The following is a 15454-nucleotide window of genomic DNA, read 5'->3' on the forward strand; positions in this document are numbered from 1 at the left end:
GAATATCCCTGCGTATATCCTGGTGTAGGGTATATCGTGATGAATACTTTTTCCGTGTCTATGTTTTGGTCTTTTAAACAATCCATCACAAACCCAGCAATCCGGCGGGAAAAAGAATAGATTTTTTCATTGTCCTGTCTTTCATTCAGCCGAACCCATATGTGATAACCTCTACCTGATTCAACCATTAGCGGTAATATATTTTCCAATTTCAGGTAAATGTACACATATTCTGCTACTAGGTATGTTTCTTCTGGTGATATTCCCCTACTATCGATGTTGAAGCAAAGTATATCATTCGCATAATCGTCAAAATAACCGCATACATTGCCGTTTTGTTTTATATGATGCAATAGTAAATAGTCATATACCTGTTGGGATACATGCAGGCGGTATTTATGAATATTTTTTTTGAAGTCCACATAATCAACCACAACGCCTGCTTTTCGCATGATATTTATGAAGTCAAAGCCAAAATCATTTACTTCTAGTTTCAAAACATTCGGTTTCATGCATGAGTAAAATTTTTTCAACAACACTAGTTTTTGTTCTATTGTAAACATTGTTTCACTCCCTCCCAATTCCCCGGCCGGAAAACTGTAATGCCTAATTGTTTAGCGAATTCGATATTTTCCATGTCGTCAATCAGGTAGTGTATCTGCCATAGCCTACATACTTTTGCCTTAATGTCTGATGTATCAATAAGTAAATCATAATGTATGCCATGTTTGGCTAACCATTGCTTTGTTTCCGTGTAACAAATCCTCAAATCCCTGTAGGTGAGTATCACCACGCGCCAACCATTGATGTTTAACCATTGCATGAATTCCTGTGCTCCTGGTGCAATATCAGCCAATATATACGCTTGTTTGTGTATTTCTAGGATTTTTGTATAATACTTCGCCGGAATATCTGAATATAGCAATCTGTCTTTCTTTGCATATATCAACGCCTGGTTATATTCGTTGTCATTTGTTGGTTGAAATGAATTCAAAACTTCGGAAAAATTATTCAAGGTGTTATCAATGTCAACGGCTATTGTTTTGTTCATTATTTTTGCTCCTTTCTATTAAAAATAATAGATATTATACGAAAAACATAGATAATTATCTAATAAATGAATATAAACGTATATAATTCTTTTTAATCATGATTTTTACCGCTTGACTATTGACAAAAATTAATGTTTGTCCTAAAATTAAAGCAAAACTAAACGAAAGGTGGTTTTACAATGTACATAATCAAAAACATTTACGGTACGCAAGATGAATTTCAGACCAAGGAAGAACTTGAAAGTGCTTTATATGATTTAGTAAAAGATGAGGGTTTTTGGGATTTATCTGTTGTTGATGACACAGGAAGGAAATATGACATTATAGTTACGATTAAGTAAGGGGACGGCAAAACACCGTCCCCTAAGTCACATCAACCACCGTTCTTCCTTCTTCTTCGAATTCCTGTGTATCAATCCTTTGCCAAGCTTCAATCACTTGTGCTATTACTTGTTCATGTATTTCTTTGCTCACGCAATATGCAACTAGATAAAATCCTATTTGCGACTTCCTGCGAGGGAAACGCAGGAAATGTTTGGCACTGTCATCGGGATATTTCCCGAAAAGAACATCGCGAATTACAATTGCATTTTCAATCTCGATATTCACCAATGCCAAAACACCAGGTAGTTTTTCCTGTTGTCGATTTGCTTTTTTGAACATGATAGAGGTTATTTTCATTACATATCCGCTCCTTTTTTTTGATTTTGTTCATAAAAAAAGGGTGTAGGTTGACCCTACACCCTGTCATTAAGTGGTGACACAGCAATGAAGTTTTAAGTCTCCTTTGAGAAAATTTAAAACTTCATTGTGTGTGACACAGCACTATTCACGCATTTTCTGCTCTATTTGGGCCAAGACATACTCAGGTAATTTCGCGCTAGGATCCAAAATCATTTCCCCATACCGGCCGTATTTTAAACGGATTTTAAATTGTTCGCCTGCGTTGGTTTCTGCAAAAATATATTGTTCGTCAAAAGTGTCAACCAACCTGAATGTTTTTAGTTTCTGTTTCTCTTTTTCAGCCCAAAATGCCCTGGCCAATTCTTTCAGCTTGATTTTGGTACTCATTGGTATTTCGTATCCAGGTATTTCTATGTGATTAGTTTCTGCCATATATCCTACCGGACCTAATACTTGACCATTTTTGAAATGTATAGTAACCATTGGCATGCCATATCCGGGACTATCGCCGAATTCGGCATTGATGACTTCATACTGATTTTCCCATTTTTCATAACAGGTAGGACAAGTCAATAGTATTTGTCCCTCAATTACCCTGTACCATATACCCTGATTTTTCGGCGAAAACACCTTACCACATTCTGAACATTTCAATTCAAGCCAGGTTTTGTGTTTTTGTTGCATGAAACATCTCTCCTTTTGATTTTGATAAAATATAAAAACCGCCTAACGACCCATGATTGGCGCAAAAGGCGGATTTTTTATTGGTTTAATATTTAATTGTTTACATAATTCTATAAATGATTGCTCATATTTTGGATTGACAACAAAGGTATCATCAATCAGCCATATCGCTATTTGTGAGTCAGTTAATTCCCCTAATCTGTATTTGATTGATTTTTTGTCTGTTTCAGACTTTTTCGGCCTACCTCTTGGCATCGGTAATCATCCTATCTGACAAAAACTTTTTCGAGTACTACCTGCAAAATCTTTCGCAATTCACTTGCCAATTCTTCGTTTTCTTCCGCTAGTTCATCAATGTCGGCTTTTATCAGTTCCAGGTTTCTTACAACTTGACTAAGTATTGATACCGTTTCGGCAATGTCAGCCATGACGTGATGAACATATTCGTTGTAACCACATGTATTTTTGATAGTGTATTGTTCTTGTTTTTCCATGAGACCACTCCCCCTTGATTTTGGTAAATTTTGGTACCTGCAAACCCTTGAAAATACTGGCTTCGCAGGCGTTGGCATTTGTGACAAAATGGCTTGTACGATAGATACCCTTAACCTGTGACAAAACCTAAAATATTGTCTGGAATTTTCCTTTGTCCTGCTTCAATCATCGCAAGTAATGACCTACTTATGCCTAGCATTTTTGCCGCTTGCTCTTGCGTGTAACCGTTTTTTTCGCGAAAAAACTTCAAAGGATTATCAACACCCTTTAAACTAAATAAACCACCACAGGAACAAGTAAGACCATAACCGTCATAATACATTTTGGCTTCCTTAAAACAATCTGGACAGGTTAGGTTATACCGTTTGTTATCTTTGACATTTTGCATGACTTTTTCGTATTCTTCGTAATTAACCCATTGGCCATGTTCTTTGTATCTGACTATTTGGTACCAATATCCACAAATAGGACATTGTTTCGGATCGTTATGCTCGTGACCACATACCGGACAAATAGATTGCATATACAATCACTCCTTTTCCAATTTTCATAATAATTAGGACGAAATAGGAATAAAAAAAATCAGACCAATTCGTCTGGTCTGCACTGTAAGACTTTTGCTAATGCCAATAGTACATCTTGCGTTGGCTTTATTTGTTCATTTTCAACTTTCGCGACATATGACTGACTAACACCTAACATTTTGGCTAAGTCGTGTTGAGTTAGCCCTTTTTGCATACGGAGAATTTTCATTCGTGTTAATTTCGGCATGATGTTCACCCCCTTTGTTTGAATAATAATTATTAAAAACAAGCAAAATAAAAAAATCCAGGACATTGTCCTGGACTATAAGCTTCTGTAGATTTGTTAAAAAATATCCTCCCATATAAATGTTCCAAAAGTGGACAGAAAGTTAAGTTTTTTTACTCCTTCTACTATAAGTCAAAAATCTTGCCAAAAATATTACATTTTTTGTCTGGCGAAAAATATCCTTCATTTCCATACTTATTAAAGCGGACGAAAATATAAGGTTTTTTAACCCATCCAATTAAAGTAATCTGCAAAATCGGCCAAAAATGTTACATTTTTTTGTTTCTGCTGAAAAAACCCCTCCATAAAATATCAATCCCATATTTTGATAAAAATGTAAGGTTTTTTTGTATCTGCTGAATTACCCTTCCCTGTTTAACGTATTTTCGGCCAAAAATATTACATTTTTTATATGTCCATTATATACAAACATTTTAAGCTAAATGTCTACAACGAATTTAAAAACCCTTCCATAAAATAGTGCATTTTCGGCCAAAAATGTAAGGTTTTTTTGTTTCTGCCGAAAATTATCCTTCATTTCCATACTTATTAAAGCGGCCAAAAATACAAGGTTTTTTCTTAGGACTTTTGTCTTATTTTTATAGGACTTTTGTCTCATTTTTCAGGAAAATCCCAACCAACCCTATCATATAGCAAATCATAATATACGACCATTTCATTACCGTTTTGGGCAATCAGTCTTTTCCCTGCAGGAAACAGGGGAAAATCAACAATAGTGAAATATTGCAGGTCAAAATTCTCTTCTATCCAATCCATGACGGCTTTTTCTTTTCTATCCATGCCAATCCTCCCCTAATACAGCCAATCCTTATTATCAAGGGGATTATATCGGGAAAACTGTGTCTTTATTTCTTGGTCGTTTAACTGCAAATATATACGAGTACTCTCAAGGTCTGCATGCCCTAGTATCTTCTGGAGGGAGAATATGTCGCCGCCGTTAAGCAGGTAGTTTTTTGCAAAAGTGTGCCGCCAGGTATGACAGGATATTTTTTCACCTTGCAGTTTTAGTTCACCTTTTAGTTTTCTGAACATACTTTCCAACGCTGACGAAGTCATTTTCTGCCCTGTCCTGGACGGAAAAACATAAGGGCAATCAGGATTTTTATCCGCAAGATATTCTTGCCTGTGTTTCAAATAATCAACCAAAATCCTCTTCATCGCTCTGCTGATAGGTACGAAACGTTCCTTCATGCCTTTGCCCTTGGCTATACGAATTAAGTCTGTTGTAATATTTATATCCTGCGATCTTAGTTCAATTAATTCATTCATTCTTATGCCAGTACTGAAAAATAGCGATATTATGCATCTGTTGCGAATTTCATAAAATGTATTGCCTTTAAAAGCGTTAAGCATTTTCTTTATTTCAACAGCAGTAAATGTTCTAGGTATTATTTTTTCAATCTTCGGCGGATTGACTTTTTTTATTGGATTGTTTTTGATTATTTCTTCTTTTTCAAGAAAATTTAAAAATGTTTTGATAGTGCGGTAATATCTATGTATTGTAATATTGCGCATTGTACCTAGGCTTTTCAGGTGGTTAAGAAATTCTCTTATTTGATAGGCGGTAATATCTTCTACATGATAGACTTCCATTTTCTCCATGAGAAAATCTAAAAATTTAGGTAATTCTGCTCTATAAGTCTGAATAGTCCTTGCCGTCACTCCTTCTGACTGTTTACTTGAAAAAAACATTTTCGCCGCTAATGTTATCTCCATACCGCTGATAGTCAGCCTTTTTGAATTTATTTGCAATGTATTCACATATACATGCGATACAATTGGTTTACCAATGAATTATACAAGGCAATAAATCGAAGCTGATGCTGTAAAAAAACAAAAATCTGAGATAGAATTGCTTCTACCTCAGATTTTATCTGCATCTGGAGCGGGCAACGGGATTCGAACCCGCGACCCACGGCTTGGGAAGCCGGTACTCTACCACTGAGCTATGCCCGCGCGTGTTGAACCTAGGGAATACCTATGTTCTATTTAAGTTTTTCATTTAATCTAAGAGTATAGGATTTTTTGTCTTGTACTCTTGTTTGATTGATTAAATTATACTACACATAAAATAGATAATCAATAGTATCTACTGGAATATAGTTTTTATACAGGACTTTTCATACTTTTGAGGGAGTCTGTCGCCCTTAAAATTATCTTCGTGCAACTGATTTCCCTCCTTGTTTTCTTTCTATAACCATATCACGCGCAAATCCAAGAAAGACTAACAGAACACTTACCATTAATTTTCATGAGTTTATTAAAACCGCGTCCTGCTTTAGAACTAAACCCGAAACGTACTTACGGCCACATGAAGATCCTGAGCTAAACTAGTTAGACTTCGGCTTCTTGTCCCGTAAATCCTCGTTAGATAAATCTTCACACAATAATAGCTATATTTTGCAGAGACTTTGTTATCATCCTGGCAATAGCCGCTCCGATTACTACTGTAAAACGAACGTTATGATTGTAACCCAACCATTATCCGCATCTTCCTGGTTGCCACTATATCATTCTCTTGGTCTGTTTGCTGAGATTAAACGCAAGTCGAAGATATGCTAGTGCTTCCTGATCAGTCATTTGAGTGAAGTCTTTATAATAGCAGCCTACCGCGGTAAATATCTCCTGTTCGTCAAGACACACAACCTCAACTTGTTCATTCCGCAGCTTAGCAATAACATCTGTCGGCGCCACCGGAACAGCTACCGCAATGCTTGCCGGGTTCCACTGTTTTAGCCATTTGATCGAGGCCAGCATCGTATATCCGGTTGCAATACCGTCGTCCACAATGATAATATCGCGACCTTTCACTTCATGATTCTTTATAATCATGGCTTCATAAATGTTAACCCGCTCTTCTAACGCTTTGCGAACTTCGGCTGCCAATTGCTTAACTGTCTCCTGCTTAACACCCATACGACTAATATATTGATAGTCATAAATCAAGCTGCCATCAGGCATTACAGCGCCAATGGCTACTTCCGGATTAAGAGGATGTCCGATTTTCTTAGTGATAAGTACTCCTATGTTCACTTGCAATGTGGTCGCAATAGGAAATGCTACCGCTACCCCGCCCCGAGGAACCGCCAATATATAGGGGCGGCTCAAACTACGCGCAGCAAGTTGGTCTGCTAACATTTTCCCGGCATGAATACGATCGTCAAACACAGCTAGCCTCCTTTTGCTCGTAGTTATAGGATTGATAGTAGCCGTAAATTTAATACAAAATCAATAGTAGAAAATAAAAAAACCTTGCAACAGCAAGGTTTTTGTGGTGCCTCAGGGCAGAATCGAACTGCCGACACGAGGATTTTCAGTCCTCTGCTCTACCGACTGAGCTACCGAGGCATGGATAAAAAAAATGGCGACCCGGAAGGGACTTGAACCCTCGATCTCCGCCGTGACAGGGCGGCATGTTAACCACTACACCACCGGGCCATTTGACGAATTTTATTATATATTACGAACTCATATTAGTCAAGTATCTATTTGTGGAATGTGTGTAACAAGGCATATTGTGAGTTTTCAAAGTGATTGCCTGTATGTATTTGGTAATCAATATCCTGAAAAACAGTGCGACTTATTTTATATAATATGTCAAAATTTTTTAAAAAAATCCTCAACCCAACCTCCAGGTAAAGGGAAAAAGTGCATTATGCCGAATATATTTTGTAGACTACCATGGAGGCGGCCATGCCAATGACTATCTTATTAGAAGTGATAAGTACGTTATCTTTCATTGCCATGACAGCCTATCTAACTGGTCGCAGCCGCTTTATTATGCGCTGTGCGCGTTATCCCTTTTATCTTTCTAGCCAGTTTTCCCTAATTACCTTATTTTCTTTTTTATCCATCACCGGTAATTACAGTACTCTGCCACTAGGTGAGACGCTAATCACAAGCCGTATGATCGGCGTGTTATTGGCAGGGTTTAGTGGCGGACCATTTTCGGGATTTAGTGTTGGCTTTATCAGTGCCACATATTTAATCCTTGTTGAAAATTCACCTATGGCCCCAGCGTTTTATCTGGTGGCAGCCGGAACATTTGCAGGACTAATGCGCCTGAGGTTCAACTTTCATCAGCTTACCCCCCTAACCGGAGCGGGTATTGCCTTGGTCGTTGAGCTTTGCCAAATCTGCTTTGTAACCCTGCTTGGAGACTCGACAGAAACGTTATTGGACGACCTTAAAACCGCTGTACTTACCATGTTTGTCAGCGTTATAGGCATATGGCTGTTTTTATATATTGTTAATTGGATTGAAGCTGAACAGGATCTTTACAGTGCCCGCGCTGCCCAATTGTCACTGGAAATTGCCAGCCGTACTCTCCCCTACCTTAGACTGGGTTTCAACACTCATTCAGCCACAGTGACAGCTCGTATTATTTATGAATTAACCAAAGTAGATGCTGTATCTATTACTGGCAGATATAAACGGTTAGCTTTTATTGGCCAAGGCCACGACCATCATAAGCCAGGTGAACCAATTACATCTGCTGCGGTAAAGGCAGCTATCACCAGCAGAGAAATGAAAATAATCAACTCTCCCGCCGACCGAGGTTGCCCTTACCCTCACTGTCCATTAAAGGGCGGCGTTGTAGTCCCTTTATTCACAGGCAACAAGATTGTGGGAACCATTGAGTTGGCGCGAGTTAATGAGGATACTGTATCAGAATTAGATATTCAGATTGCCGATGGTATTGCTCATCTACTATCAGTACAAATACAACTGGCCGAAATTGATGAGCAGCGGAAAATGCGGGAAAAGGCGGAATTAAAAGCACTCAGAGCACAAATCAATCCCCATTTTCTCTTTAATACCATTAATATCATCATGTCTTTTTGTCGAACCGACCCGGATAAAGCCCGCAATCTATTAGGAAATCTAGCCACCTTAATGCAACGCGCTTATTCTAATCAGGATGAGCTGGTAACCCTCCAAGATGAACTTACAGCCATTATGGCTTATTTAGAAATTGCCAAATCACGTTTTGGCGACCGACTGGATATCGCAGTGCATGTTGATGATATGGCTACATCGGCATTAATTCCCGCCTTATCGCTGCAACCATTAGTAGAAAATGCTTTAAACCACGGGCTGTTTCCTAAACTTGGCAGTTGCCTGCTAGCTATTGAAGCCTATATTGAAGGCGATTCGTTGATCGTTACCATTACCGATAACGGTGTCGGTATTCCTCCGGAAAAGCTAGCTCAAATCCATTCCGGCCATTCTGACGGAATCGGTATCACCAATATCTATAAGCGTCTAATTAGCCTCTATGGGTCAAAATGTGACTTGACAATATCCTCCAATCCGCCGTTTGGTACTGAAGTATGCTTGCGCATTCCCTTTCAGCTTCAACAAAAAACTCCTCAGAGAGAAGGTGTTGTCTCGTGAAACAAAAGACCGTAATTGTAGACGATGAACAACCCATATGTGATGAAATCGAATACTTGGTTAGCCAGTACCCAGATATTGAAGTCTGTGCTAAATTTACCAATTGTGTGGACGCACTTATCTACATTCTAGAAAAAAAACCTGAGCTTGTCTTCTTAGATGTCAGTATGCCAGGAATGTCTGGACTGGAAATGGCACAAAAGTTAAGTACCATGAGTAAGCCGCCATACATTGTGTTTATTACTGCCCATCCAGAGCATGCCATTGATGCTTTTGCAACTCCGGCTGTAGGTTATATTACAAAACCTGTTACCGAAGAAAAACTGAGCTTGGCATTAACTAAAATCCGTTCCCTATCTACCAAATCTATGGCAGAAAAGAAACCTCAAATCGCCAAAGTCTGCGTATTATCAGGAGGTAAAATTGTCCCAGTAAACAAAAAAGATATCGTCTTTATTTATGTCAAAGATAAAGACGTCTTTGTCCGTACCCGTACTGGCGAATTTTCAGCCATGTTAACCCTACAGGAATTTGATAATTTATTGACAGAAGACAACTTCCTCCGTGTTCACCGTCAGTATATTATCAACTTGGATGAAGTCCTGGAGATTACCCCCTGGTTTCATGGTTCTTATTTATTACGAATGAATGATGCAAACAAACAGGAAGTTCCGGTCAGCCGCAATCGGGTAAAACCGTTAAAAGCAGCACTCGGCCTAAAATAGAATGGCTTTGCAAGGAGGCTATTATGCAGCTTGGTCTCAAAACGAAAGTCACCGTTTTGTTCATTGGCATCGTCATACTGGTGTGCTTGTTTATGGGAATTGTAACCATCAGGGATATGTATATCCAGATTGAAATGGCGATTACCGAAAAAGCCAAGTCCGACATGGCCACCGTTCTTGAAATTGCTGATTATATGCGCCCTGGTGATTGGCATGTAGTAAACGGTGAACTATATAAAGGCAATAGTCGAATTAATGACGATAACGAGTTTGTTGATAAAGTGGCTCGCCTAACCAATGACACGGTAACCATATTTTTAGGAAACACCCGCGTTGCTACTAACGTTATGCGTGACGGCAGCCGTGCTGTCGGCACAGTTGCTGCTGATTATGTGACTGAGACGGTTTTAAAGAACGGCAAAATGTATTCTGGTGAAGCCGAGGTTGTCGGTGTTAAATACCAGACTTGCTATGCGCCTATAAAAGATAGTTCAGGCAATATTATCGGCATGTTTTATATTGGTGTCTCTAAACATCTGGCTGACCAGCTCAAGCAAAGCGTCACGGCAGCAGCCGTACTGTCAGCACGCATTACGCTTTTATTTGCCCTTGCGGCTACTTGTTTTATCTCCGTCGATTCCTGGTCAACTGTCTCTACCATCCGTTCCTGGCCGACAAACGAAAAAGAACCGCCACGCTAATCAGTGGCGGCTCTGTTGTATTATACCTGTTTTAAGCAACCTTGGTGGCATCTAACTTTTCCTTAGAGGGAGCTGCCAGTATGGGCAATATGATGGCAACCGCCAAAGCGGCTGAGGTAATCAGGAGCGCTTCACTATAATTGCCAGATGCCTGACGAATACGCGAGAACAGCATGGGACCCATAATGCCGGCGGCTCCCCAAGCCGTTAACATCCATCCGTAAATACGTCCTACATACTTTGTGCCAAAAATATCTGCCGCATAGGCCGGCATAGTAGCAAAACCGCCACCGTAACAGGCGTAGACGTAGGAGCAGAGAATTATGAACATCATCATGTCTTTGGTATTGGCCAAAAAGTAAAAGGCAACTGCTTGTGTAGCAAACAAAATGAAAAACACGGTACGACGTCCAATCTTATCTGATGCCGAAGCCCAAAACAGCCGACCAATCCCATTAATTACAGCAAATAAACCAAGAATCGCCCCTGCCTGTTTTGCTTTATCTGTAACGCTCATGCTAGCAGGCATAAGCTCCTGGGCCATAGGTGAAGCCTGAGAAATCAGGGCAATACCGGCAGTTATATTCAGAAATAACATAGCCCATAAGAGATAAAAATATTTGGAACCAATAGCTTCCCCTAGTGTCATACCAACTGCTGCCTTATTGCCAACAGGCGGCGTCCAGCCTGTGGGTACATAACCTGCGGGCGGCTCAATCATCAACTGCGCAGCCGCAGTAACGGCAACTAGGAAAATCGCACCAAAGATATAAAAAGTCATAGCCGTTCCCATGCTAGCAATCATTCCGGGTGAAAGCATGGTCAACATAAGGGATCCTAAACCGAAGCCCATTACAGCCATACCCGTAATAAGCCCTCTTTTGTCCGGAAACCATTTAACCAACGTTGCAATAGGAGTAATGTAGCCAAACCCTAAACCCAAACCGCAAAGTAAGCCATAGCCAATATATACGGTAACCAGTGAACCGATTTGATCACCATACCCTGTAATAAGAGTCCCCAGACCAAACAAAATGCCACCAATGGTAGCAACAATGCGGGCTCCTTTAGTATCCAAAATATACCCGCCTGCTGCGCTGGATATAGCCAGACAGCCAATAGCAATGGTAAATGTTAGCGTAACTTCAGAGTTGGTCCAGTTATGAGCTTCCATTAATGGTTTGGTGAATACACTCCAACCATATACTGTTCCGAGGCAAACCTGCATTACTATTCCAGCCAGTGCAATTAACCAGCGGTTCGGATAGCTTTTTCCCCCCATGAGAAAACACTCCTTCCGTAATGTGCCTATACTCCATGTCCAAGCAAGCCGAAAGGGCGTTATTTACCGAAAATTCTCATAACTCCGCAACTTCGCTCCCCCTGGCGCCAAAGGAGACATCCCTTCCTGTTACTTGCAGACACAGTCTACAAGATAATTATAGGGGGCAAGTCGCGTTTGCTTCCACAATGCCTTTCTGAGATGCACAAATTAGGTTCCGAACCGTTCATTTTAGCTACCGAAATGATACATTAATCTTTATATTTTCTGGTAATTAATCAAAAAAAGAAGAGTTTCACAACGAAACTCTTCTTTTTTATGGTGGGCGATGACAGGATCGAACTGCCGACATCCTGCTTGTAAGGCAGGCGCTCTCCCAGCTGAGCTAATCGCCCGGTATGGTGACCCGTAAGGGAATCGAACCCTTGATACCGCCGTGAAAGGGCGGTGTCTTAACCTCTTGACCAACGGGCCATGGTGATCCACCCGCGACTCGAACGCGGGACACCCTGATTAAAAGTCAGGTGCTCTACCGACTGAGCTAGTGGATCGTCTCACAGGATGTAATTATACAAGATGTTTGATTGCTTGTCAACAACTTAAATCCACAAAAACGCAAAATATGACATAGTGCCTAACTGAGTCTCAGACAAAAAGATAACCCGCGCTGTGCAGGTTATCTTTTTGTCTGATTTAAAACATATCGGCAAGAATAATTGTCTGTTCACGGGCCGGCCCAACTGAAACTATGCCAACTTTAATATCAGCAACTTCACTCAGCCGTTCAATATACCGGCGGGCATTTAGCGGCAGTTCCTCATAGCTTCTTACATGGCTTGTGGACTCCTCCCAGCCTGGCAACTCTTCATAAACCGGCTCAACCTGAGCTAACACTTTAAGGCTTGCCGGAAACTCATTAAGAAGTTGGCCTTTATATTTGTAACCTGTACAAATCTTAAGAGTCTTTAAGCCGTCAAGAATATCCAGACGGGTAATGGCCATATAGTCAATGCCACTAACATAGCCGGCATAGCGCACAACACAAGCATCCAACCAGCCACAACGACGCGGACGTCCGGTTGTTGTACCATACTCATGGCCCCGTTCCCGGATAATATCCCCAATTTCATCCGTAAGCTCAGTTGGGAAGGGTCCTTCTCCAACACGGGTCGTATATGCTTTGACTACGCCAATGACTTTATTAATTTGTGTTGGTCCAACCCCGGCACCAATGCAAGCACCTCCAGCAATTGGATGGGATGAAGTTACATACGGGTAAGTTCCGTGGTCTAAATCCAAAAGCGTAGCCTGTGCACCTTCAAATAGAATCTTTTTATTACTTTTTATCGCATCATGCAGTACAGCAGCGGTATCTGTTACATATGGCTTAAGCTGGCGGGCATATTCTAGATACTCTGCTTTCACTTGTTCATAATCAAAACCCTCTACACCATACACTGCTTTCAATAGTTGGTTTTTGGCTTCCAGATTGTATTTTAGTTTAGCACAAAACTCTTCTTCATCCATCAAGTCAACCATGCGGATACCAGTACGAGCATTTTTATCCATGTAGCAAGGACCAATCCCCCGCTTAGTGGTACCTAACTTGCGATCACCACGGGATTCTTCTTCAACTTCGTCAAGCAAACGGTGATAAGGCATAATTACATGGGCACGATTGGATACTTTAAGGCCTGATGTATCAATACCTTTTTCCTGCATTCCTTTAAGCTCTTTAAGCATAACTGCCGGGTCCACGACTACGCCATTACCAACTACACAGGTTTTCCCGGAATAGAGTATGCCTGATGGCAACAGATGCAGCTTAAACTCAGTACCGTTAACAACCACCGTATGACCGGCATTGTTTCCCCCTTGGTAACGAACAACTACATCGGCCTTTTCCGCCAAAAAATCGACGATCTTCCCTTTACCTTCATCACCCCATTGGGTGCCAATCACCACTACAGAAGACATAGGATCAATCCTTTCCACAACTTGCTAGAATTTAAGGAAACATTACCAGTTCGATTATAGACCAAACCGAGCCATAATAGTATCTACATGCCGAAGATAATAGGAATATTCAAAGCACTCCTCAATCTCTTCGGGAGTTAGATATTTCCTAATATCAGGATCAGCAATAACATTGGCTTTGAAGTCTGCTCCTTCCAGCCATCTAGCCATAGCATTCCGTTGTACCCAACGATATGCTTCTTCTCTGACAGCACCTTTATCAACCAGCTTTAAAAGTACCCGTTGGCTGAAAATCAGCCCACCAGTTTTTTCAATGTTCGCTTGCATAGCGTCAGGGTAAACCAGCAGCCGATCAACAACATCGGTAAGAATTCTCAGCATGTAATCGACTAAAATGGTACTGTCAGGCAATATGACACGTTCTACAGAAGAATGAGAAATATCCCGCTCGTGCCATAACGGCATATCTTCCAAAGCAGCCAGCGCGTTACCGCGTACCACCCGTGCTAAGCCACTGACGCGTTCACAGGTAATGGGATTGCGTTTATGCGGCATTGCCGAGGATCCTTTTTGGCCGGGATGAAAATATTCTTCTGCTTCCCGGATATCCGTCCGCTGCAGATTTCTAATTTCAGTAGCAAATTTATCAAGCGATCCGGCGACAATAGCCAGAGTAGTCAAAAACTCTGCATGTCGGTCACGCTGAATAACCTGAGTAGCCAACTTAGCTGCTTTTATGCCCATCTTCTGACATACATAAGTTTCGACAAATGGATCAATATTCGCATAGGTACCCACAGCACCTGACAATTTACCAATAGCCACTACTTCTTTAGCGCGTTTAACACGCTCAATGTTGCGTTCTGTTTCATCAAGCCATAAAGCAAATTTTAACCCTAAAGTAATCGGTTCGGCATGAATTCCATGAGTGCGGCCAATCATCACCGTGTATTTGTGTTCAGCAGCACGGCGTTTGAGAACATCGCGAAACTTAACAAGATCATCAATAATAATATCGGCCGCCTGTTTCATCATGACTCCCAAAGCGGTATCCTTAACATCACTTGAGGTCAAACCCATATGGATATACTTGGCGGGATCGCCAACATTTTCGGCTACAGCCTGTAAAAAAGCCAAAATATCATGACGGGTTTCTTTTTCGATTTCGCGAATACGCTCTACCGAAAATTTAGCTTTTTCCTTAATGACAGGTACAACCTCTTCCGGTATTTGCCCCAGTTTAGCCATAGCCTCACAGGCAGCAATTTCAATTTCCAACATGATCTGAAACTCATTTTGGTCGGTCCAGATATGTCCCATTTCGGGGTAAGTATAGCGTTCAATCATAATAACACTTCACTTTCCGAACTGTTTTTCTGTGTAAGCAGCCAGTCCAATTTTTATTATAGTTAAGATCATACGCAAATATTACTCTTCCTAGTTTTTCCCCTTTTTTCCCTCGTTTATCATAGCATTATTGCTAATCACTGTCAATAAAAATTCGAATGATTAATTAAATATAATAAATAATGTTCGGAAAACTAAGACAGCCTGCTAATACACGCAGGCTGTCCAGATTGTAGACAAAGCCGCTTTTATGCCGTAAGGCAAAAAGCGGCTTTCTAT

18 protein-coding genes and 6 tRNA genes are annotated in these 15454 nt (G+C 40.6%); 4 read left to right on the plus strand and 20 right to left on the minus strand.

The window, feature by feature from the left end; genetic code table 11:
- Together AC29Z1_RS04050 and AC29Z1_RS04055 are read right to left on the minus strand one after the other, a co-directional pair.
- A partial coding sequence (locus AC29Z1_RS04050; protein ID WP_488270181.1) for a hypothetical protein occupies positions 1-563 on the minus strand: 563 nt, incomplete at its 3' end.
- Complete coding sequence (locus tag AC29Z1_RS04055) at positions 551-1051, minus strand: hypothetical protein (protein WP_488270182.1); 501 nt, start codon at positions 1049-1051, stop codon at positions 551-553. The genes AC29Z1_RS04055 and AC29Z1_RS04050, both read right to left, overlap by 13 nt.
- 180 nt (positions 1052-1231) lie before the next feature.
- Between AC29Z1_RS04055 and AC29Z1_RS04060 the strand changes: the two genes are divergently transcribed.
- Positions 1232-1393, plus strand: a complete 162-nt coding sequence (locus AC29Z1_RS04060) for a hypothetical protein (RefSeq protein ID WP_488270183.1) — start codon at positions 1232-1234, stop codon at positions 1391-1393.
- A gap of 22 nt (positions 1394-1415) precedes the next feature.
- Here AC29Z1_RS04060 and AC29Z1_RS04065 read toward each other — a convergent pair whose 3' ends face one another.
- The 12 genes from AC29Z1_RS04065 to AC29Z1_RS04120 all read right to left on the minus strand — a co-directional run bounded on the left by AC29Z1_RS04065 (position 1416) and on the right by AC29Z1_RS04120 (position 7184).
- On the minus strand, positions 1416-1733 hold the full coding sequence (locus AC29Z1_RS04065; RefSeq protein WP_488270184.1) for a septation protein SpoVG family protein: 318 nt from the start codon (positions 1731-1733) through the stop codon (positions 1416-1418).
- Positions 1734-1877: 144 nt separating this feature from the next.
- The gene (locus AC29Z1_RS04070; RefSeq protein ID WP_488270185.1) at positions 1878-2420 is read right to left on the minus strand and encodes a hypothetical protein; all 543 of its coding nucleotides are present in this window, start codon (positions 2418-2420) and stop codon (positions 1878-1880) included.
- A gap of 42 nt (positions 2421-2462) precedes the next feature.
- Positions 2463-2675: a hypothetical protein gene (locus tag AC29Z1_RS04075; protein ID WP_488270186.1), complete on the minus strand. Its 213-nt coding sequence runs from the start codon at positions 2673-2675 to the stop codon at positions 2463-2465.
- Positions 2676-2686: 11 nt separating this feature from the next.
- A complete protein-coding gene (locus AC29Z1_RS04080; protein ID WP_488270187.1) occupies positions 2687-2914 on the minus strand; it encodes a hypothetical protein in 228 nt (75 codons plus the stop codon).
- A gap of 110 nt (positions 2915-3024) precedes the next feature.
- A complete protein-coding gene (locus AC29Z1_RS04085; protein WP_488270188.1) occupies positions 3025-3438 on the minus strand; it encodes a helix-turn-helix domain-containing protein in 414 nt (137 codons plus the stop codon).
- 59 nt (positions 3439-3497) lie between these two features.
- Positions 3498-3686: a helix-turn-helix domain-containing protein gene (locus AC29Z1_RS04090; protein WP_488270189.1), complete on the minus strand. Its 189-nt coding sequence runs from the start codon at positions 3684-3686 to the stop codon at positions 3498-3500.
- 654 nt (positions 3687-4340) lie between these two features.
- On the minus strand, positions 4341-4526 hold the full coding sequence (locus AC29Z1_RS04095) for a hypothetical protein (protein WP_488270190.1): 186 nt from the start codon (positions 4524-4526) through the stop codon (positions 4341-4343).
- 12 nt (positions 4527-4538) lie between these two features.
- Entirely contained in the window at positions 4539-5507 is a 969-nt protein-coding gene (locus AC29Z1_RS04100; protein WP_488270191.1) for a tyrosine-type recombinase/integrase, read from the minus strand.
- Positions 5508-5627: 120 nt separating this feature from the next.
- Positions 5628-5702 (minus strand) — tRNA-Gly (locus AC29Z1_RS04105).
- Positions 5703-6251: 549 nt separating this feature from the next.
- Complete coding sequence (locus tag AC29Z1_RS04110; RefSeq protein ID WP_488270192.1) at positions 6252-6914, minus strand: phosphoribosyltransferase; 663 nt, start codon at positions 6912-6914, stop codon at positions 6252-6254.
- Between the two features lie 104 nt (positions 6915-7018).
- A tRNA-Phe gene (locus AC29Z1_RS04115) sits at positions 7019-7094 on the minus strand.
- A 14-nt stretch (positions 7095-7108) separates the two neighbouring features.
- Positions 7109-7184, minus strand: a tRNA-Asp gene (locus AC29Z1_RS04120).
- Between the two features lie 261 nt (positions 7185-7445).
- Here AC29Z1_RS04120 and AC29Z1_RS04125 point away from each other — a divergent pair.
- From AC29Z1_RS04125 to AC29Z1_RS04135, 3 genes are read left to right on the plus strand one after another with little or no spacing between them, the layout of a single operon-like run.
- Positions 7446-9143 (plus strand): histidine kinase, encoded by a 1698-nt coding sequence (locus AC29Z1_RS04125; protein WP_488270193.1) that lies wholly within the window; start codon positions 7446-7448, stop codon positions 9141-9143.
- On the plus strand, positions 9140-9868 hold the full coding sequence (locus tag AC29Z1_RS04130; protein WP_488270194.1) for a LytR/AlgR family response regulator transcription factor: 729 nt from the start codon (positions 9140-9142) through the stop codon (positions 9866-9868). Before AC29Z1_RS04125 ends, AC29Z1_RS04130 begins: the two co-directional genes overlap by 4 nt.
- Before the next feature lie 23 nt (positions 9869-9891).
- Complete coding sequence (locus tag AC29Z1_RS04135) at positions 9892-10569, plus strand: cache domain-containing protein (RefSeq protein ID WP_488270195.1); 678 nt, start codon at positions 9892-9894, stop codon at positions 10567-10569.
- Between the two features lie 31 nt (positions 10570-10600).
- Here the strand turns inward: AC29Z1_RS04135 and AC29Z1_RS04140 are convergent, their stop codons facing one another.
- The 6 genes from AC29Z1_RS04140 to purB all read right to left on the minus strand — a co-directional run bounded on the left by AC29Z1_RS04140 (position 10601) and on the right by purB (position 15175).
- Positions 10601-11851, minus strand: coding sequence for an L-lactate MFS transporter (locus AC29Z1_RS04140; protein WP_488270196.1), 1251 nt, complete (start codon positions 11849-11851; stop codon positions 10601-10603).
- A 319-nt stretch (positions 11852-12170) separates the two neighbouring features.
- Positions 12171-12246, minus strand: a tRNA-Val gene (locus AC29Z1_RS04145).
- 4 nt (positions 12247-12250) lie between these two features.
- A tRNA-Glu gene (locus AC29Z1_RS04150) sits at positions 12251-12325 on the minus strand.
- Between the two features lies 1 nt (position 12326).
- Positions 12327-12402: transfer RNA gene (locus AC29Z1_RS04155), tRNA-Lys, on the minus strand.
- A 142-nt stretch (positions 12403-12544) separates the two neighbouring features.
- Positions 12545-13828 carry an adenylosuccinate synthase gene (locus tag AC29Z1_RS04160; RefSeq protein WP_488270197.1) on the minus strand — a complete coding sequence of 428 codons (1284 nt, stop codon included), beginning with the start codon at positions 13826-13828 and terminating at the stop codon, positions 12545-12547.
- A 54-nt stretch (positions 13829-13882) separates the two neighbouring features.
- Entirely contained in the window at positions 13883-15175 is a 1293-nt protein-coding gene (gene purB / locus AC29Z1_RS04165) for an adenylosuccinate lyase (RefSeq protein WP_488270198.1), read from the minus strand.
- Positions 15176-15454 lie beyond the last annotated feature (279 nt).

This window comes from Sporomusa sp. (assembly GCF_057736855.1).

Excerpts from the sequence above, each read along its gene's own strand:
- AC29Z1_RS04135 (WP_488270195.1), top strand. The coding sequence starts at position 9,892 with ATGCAGCTTGGTCTCAAAACGAAAGTCACCGTTTTGTTCATTGGCATC.
- AC29Z1_RS04075 (WP_488270186.1), bottom strand. The coding sequence starts at position 2,675 with ATGCCAAGAGGTAGGCCGAAAAAGTCTGAAACAGACAAAAAATCAATC.
- AC29Z1_RS04080 (WP_488270187.1), bottom strand. The coding sequence starts at position 2,914 with ATGGAAAAACAAGAACAATACACTATCAAAAATACATGTGGTTACAAC.
- AC29Z1_RS04140 (WP_488270196.1), bottom strand. The coding sequence starts at position 11,851 with ATGGGGGGAAAAAGCTATCCGAACCGCTGGTTAATTGCACTGGCTGGA.
- AC29Z1_RS04125 (WP_488270193.1), top strand. The coding sequence starts at position 7,446 with ATGACTATCTTATTAGAAGTGATAAGTACGTTATCTTTCATTGCCATG.
- AC29Z1_RS04090 (WP_488270189.1), bottom strand. The coding sequence starts at position 3,686 with ATGCCGAAATTAACACGAATGAAAATTCTCCGTATGCAAAAAGGGCTA.
- AC29Z1_RS04095 (WP_488270190.1), bottom strand. The coding sequence starts at position 4,526 with ATGGATAGAAAAGAAAAAGCCGTCATGGATTGGATAGAAGAGAATTTT.
- AC29Z1_RS04160 (WP_488270197.1), bottom strand. The coding sequence starts at position 13,828 with ATGTCTTCTGTAGTGGTGATTGGCACCCAATGGGGTGATGAAGGTAAA.
- purB (WP_488270198.1), bottom strand. The coding sequence starts at position 15,175 with ATGATTGAACGCTATACTTACCCCGAAATGGGACATATCTGGACCGAC.
- AC29Z1_RS04055 (WP_488270182.1), bottom strand. The coding sequence starts at position 1,051 with ATGAACAAAACAATAGCCGTTGACATTGATAACACCTTGAATAATTTT.
- AC29Z1_RS04065 (WP_488270184.1), bottom strand. The coding sequence starts at position 1,733 with ATGAAAATAACCTCTATCATGTTCAAAAAAGCAAATCGACAACAGGAA.
- AC29Z1_RS04070 (WP_488270185.1), bottom strand. The coding sequence starts at position 2,420 with ATGCAACAAAAACACAAAACCTGGCTTGAATTGAAATGTTCAGAATGT.
- AC29Z1_RS04060 (WP_488270183.1), top strand. The coding sequence starts at position 1,232 with ATGTACATAATCAAAAACATTTACGGTACGCAAGATGAATTTCAGACC.
- AC29Z1_RS04085 (WP_488270188.1), bottom strand. The coding sequence starts at position 3,438 with ATGCAATCTATTTGTCCGGTATGTGGTCACGAGCATAACGATCCGAAA.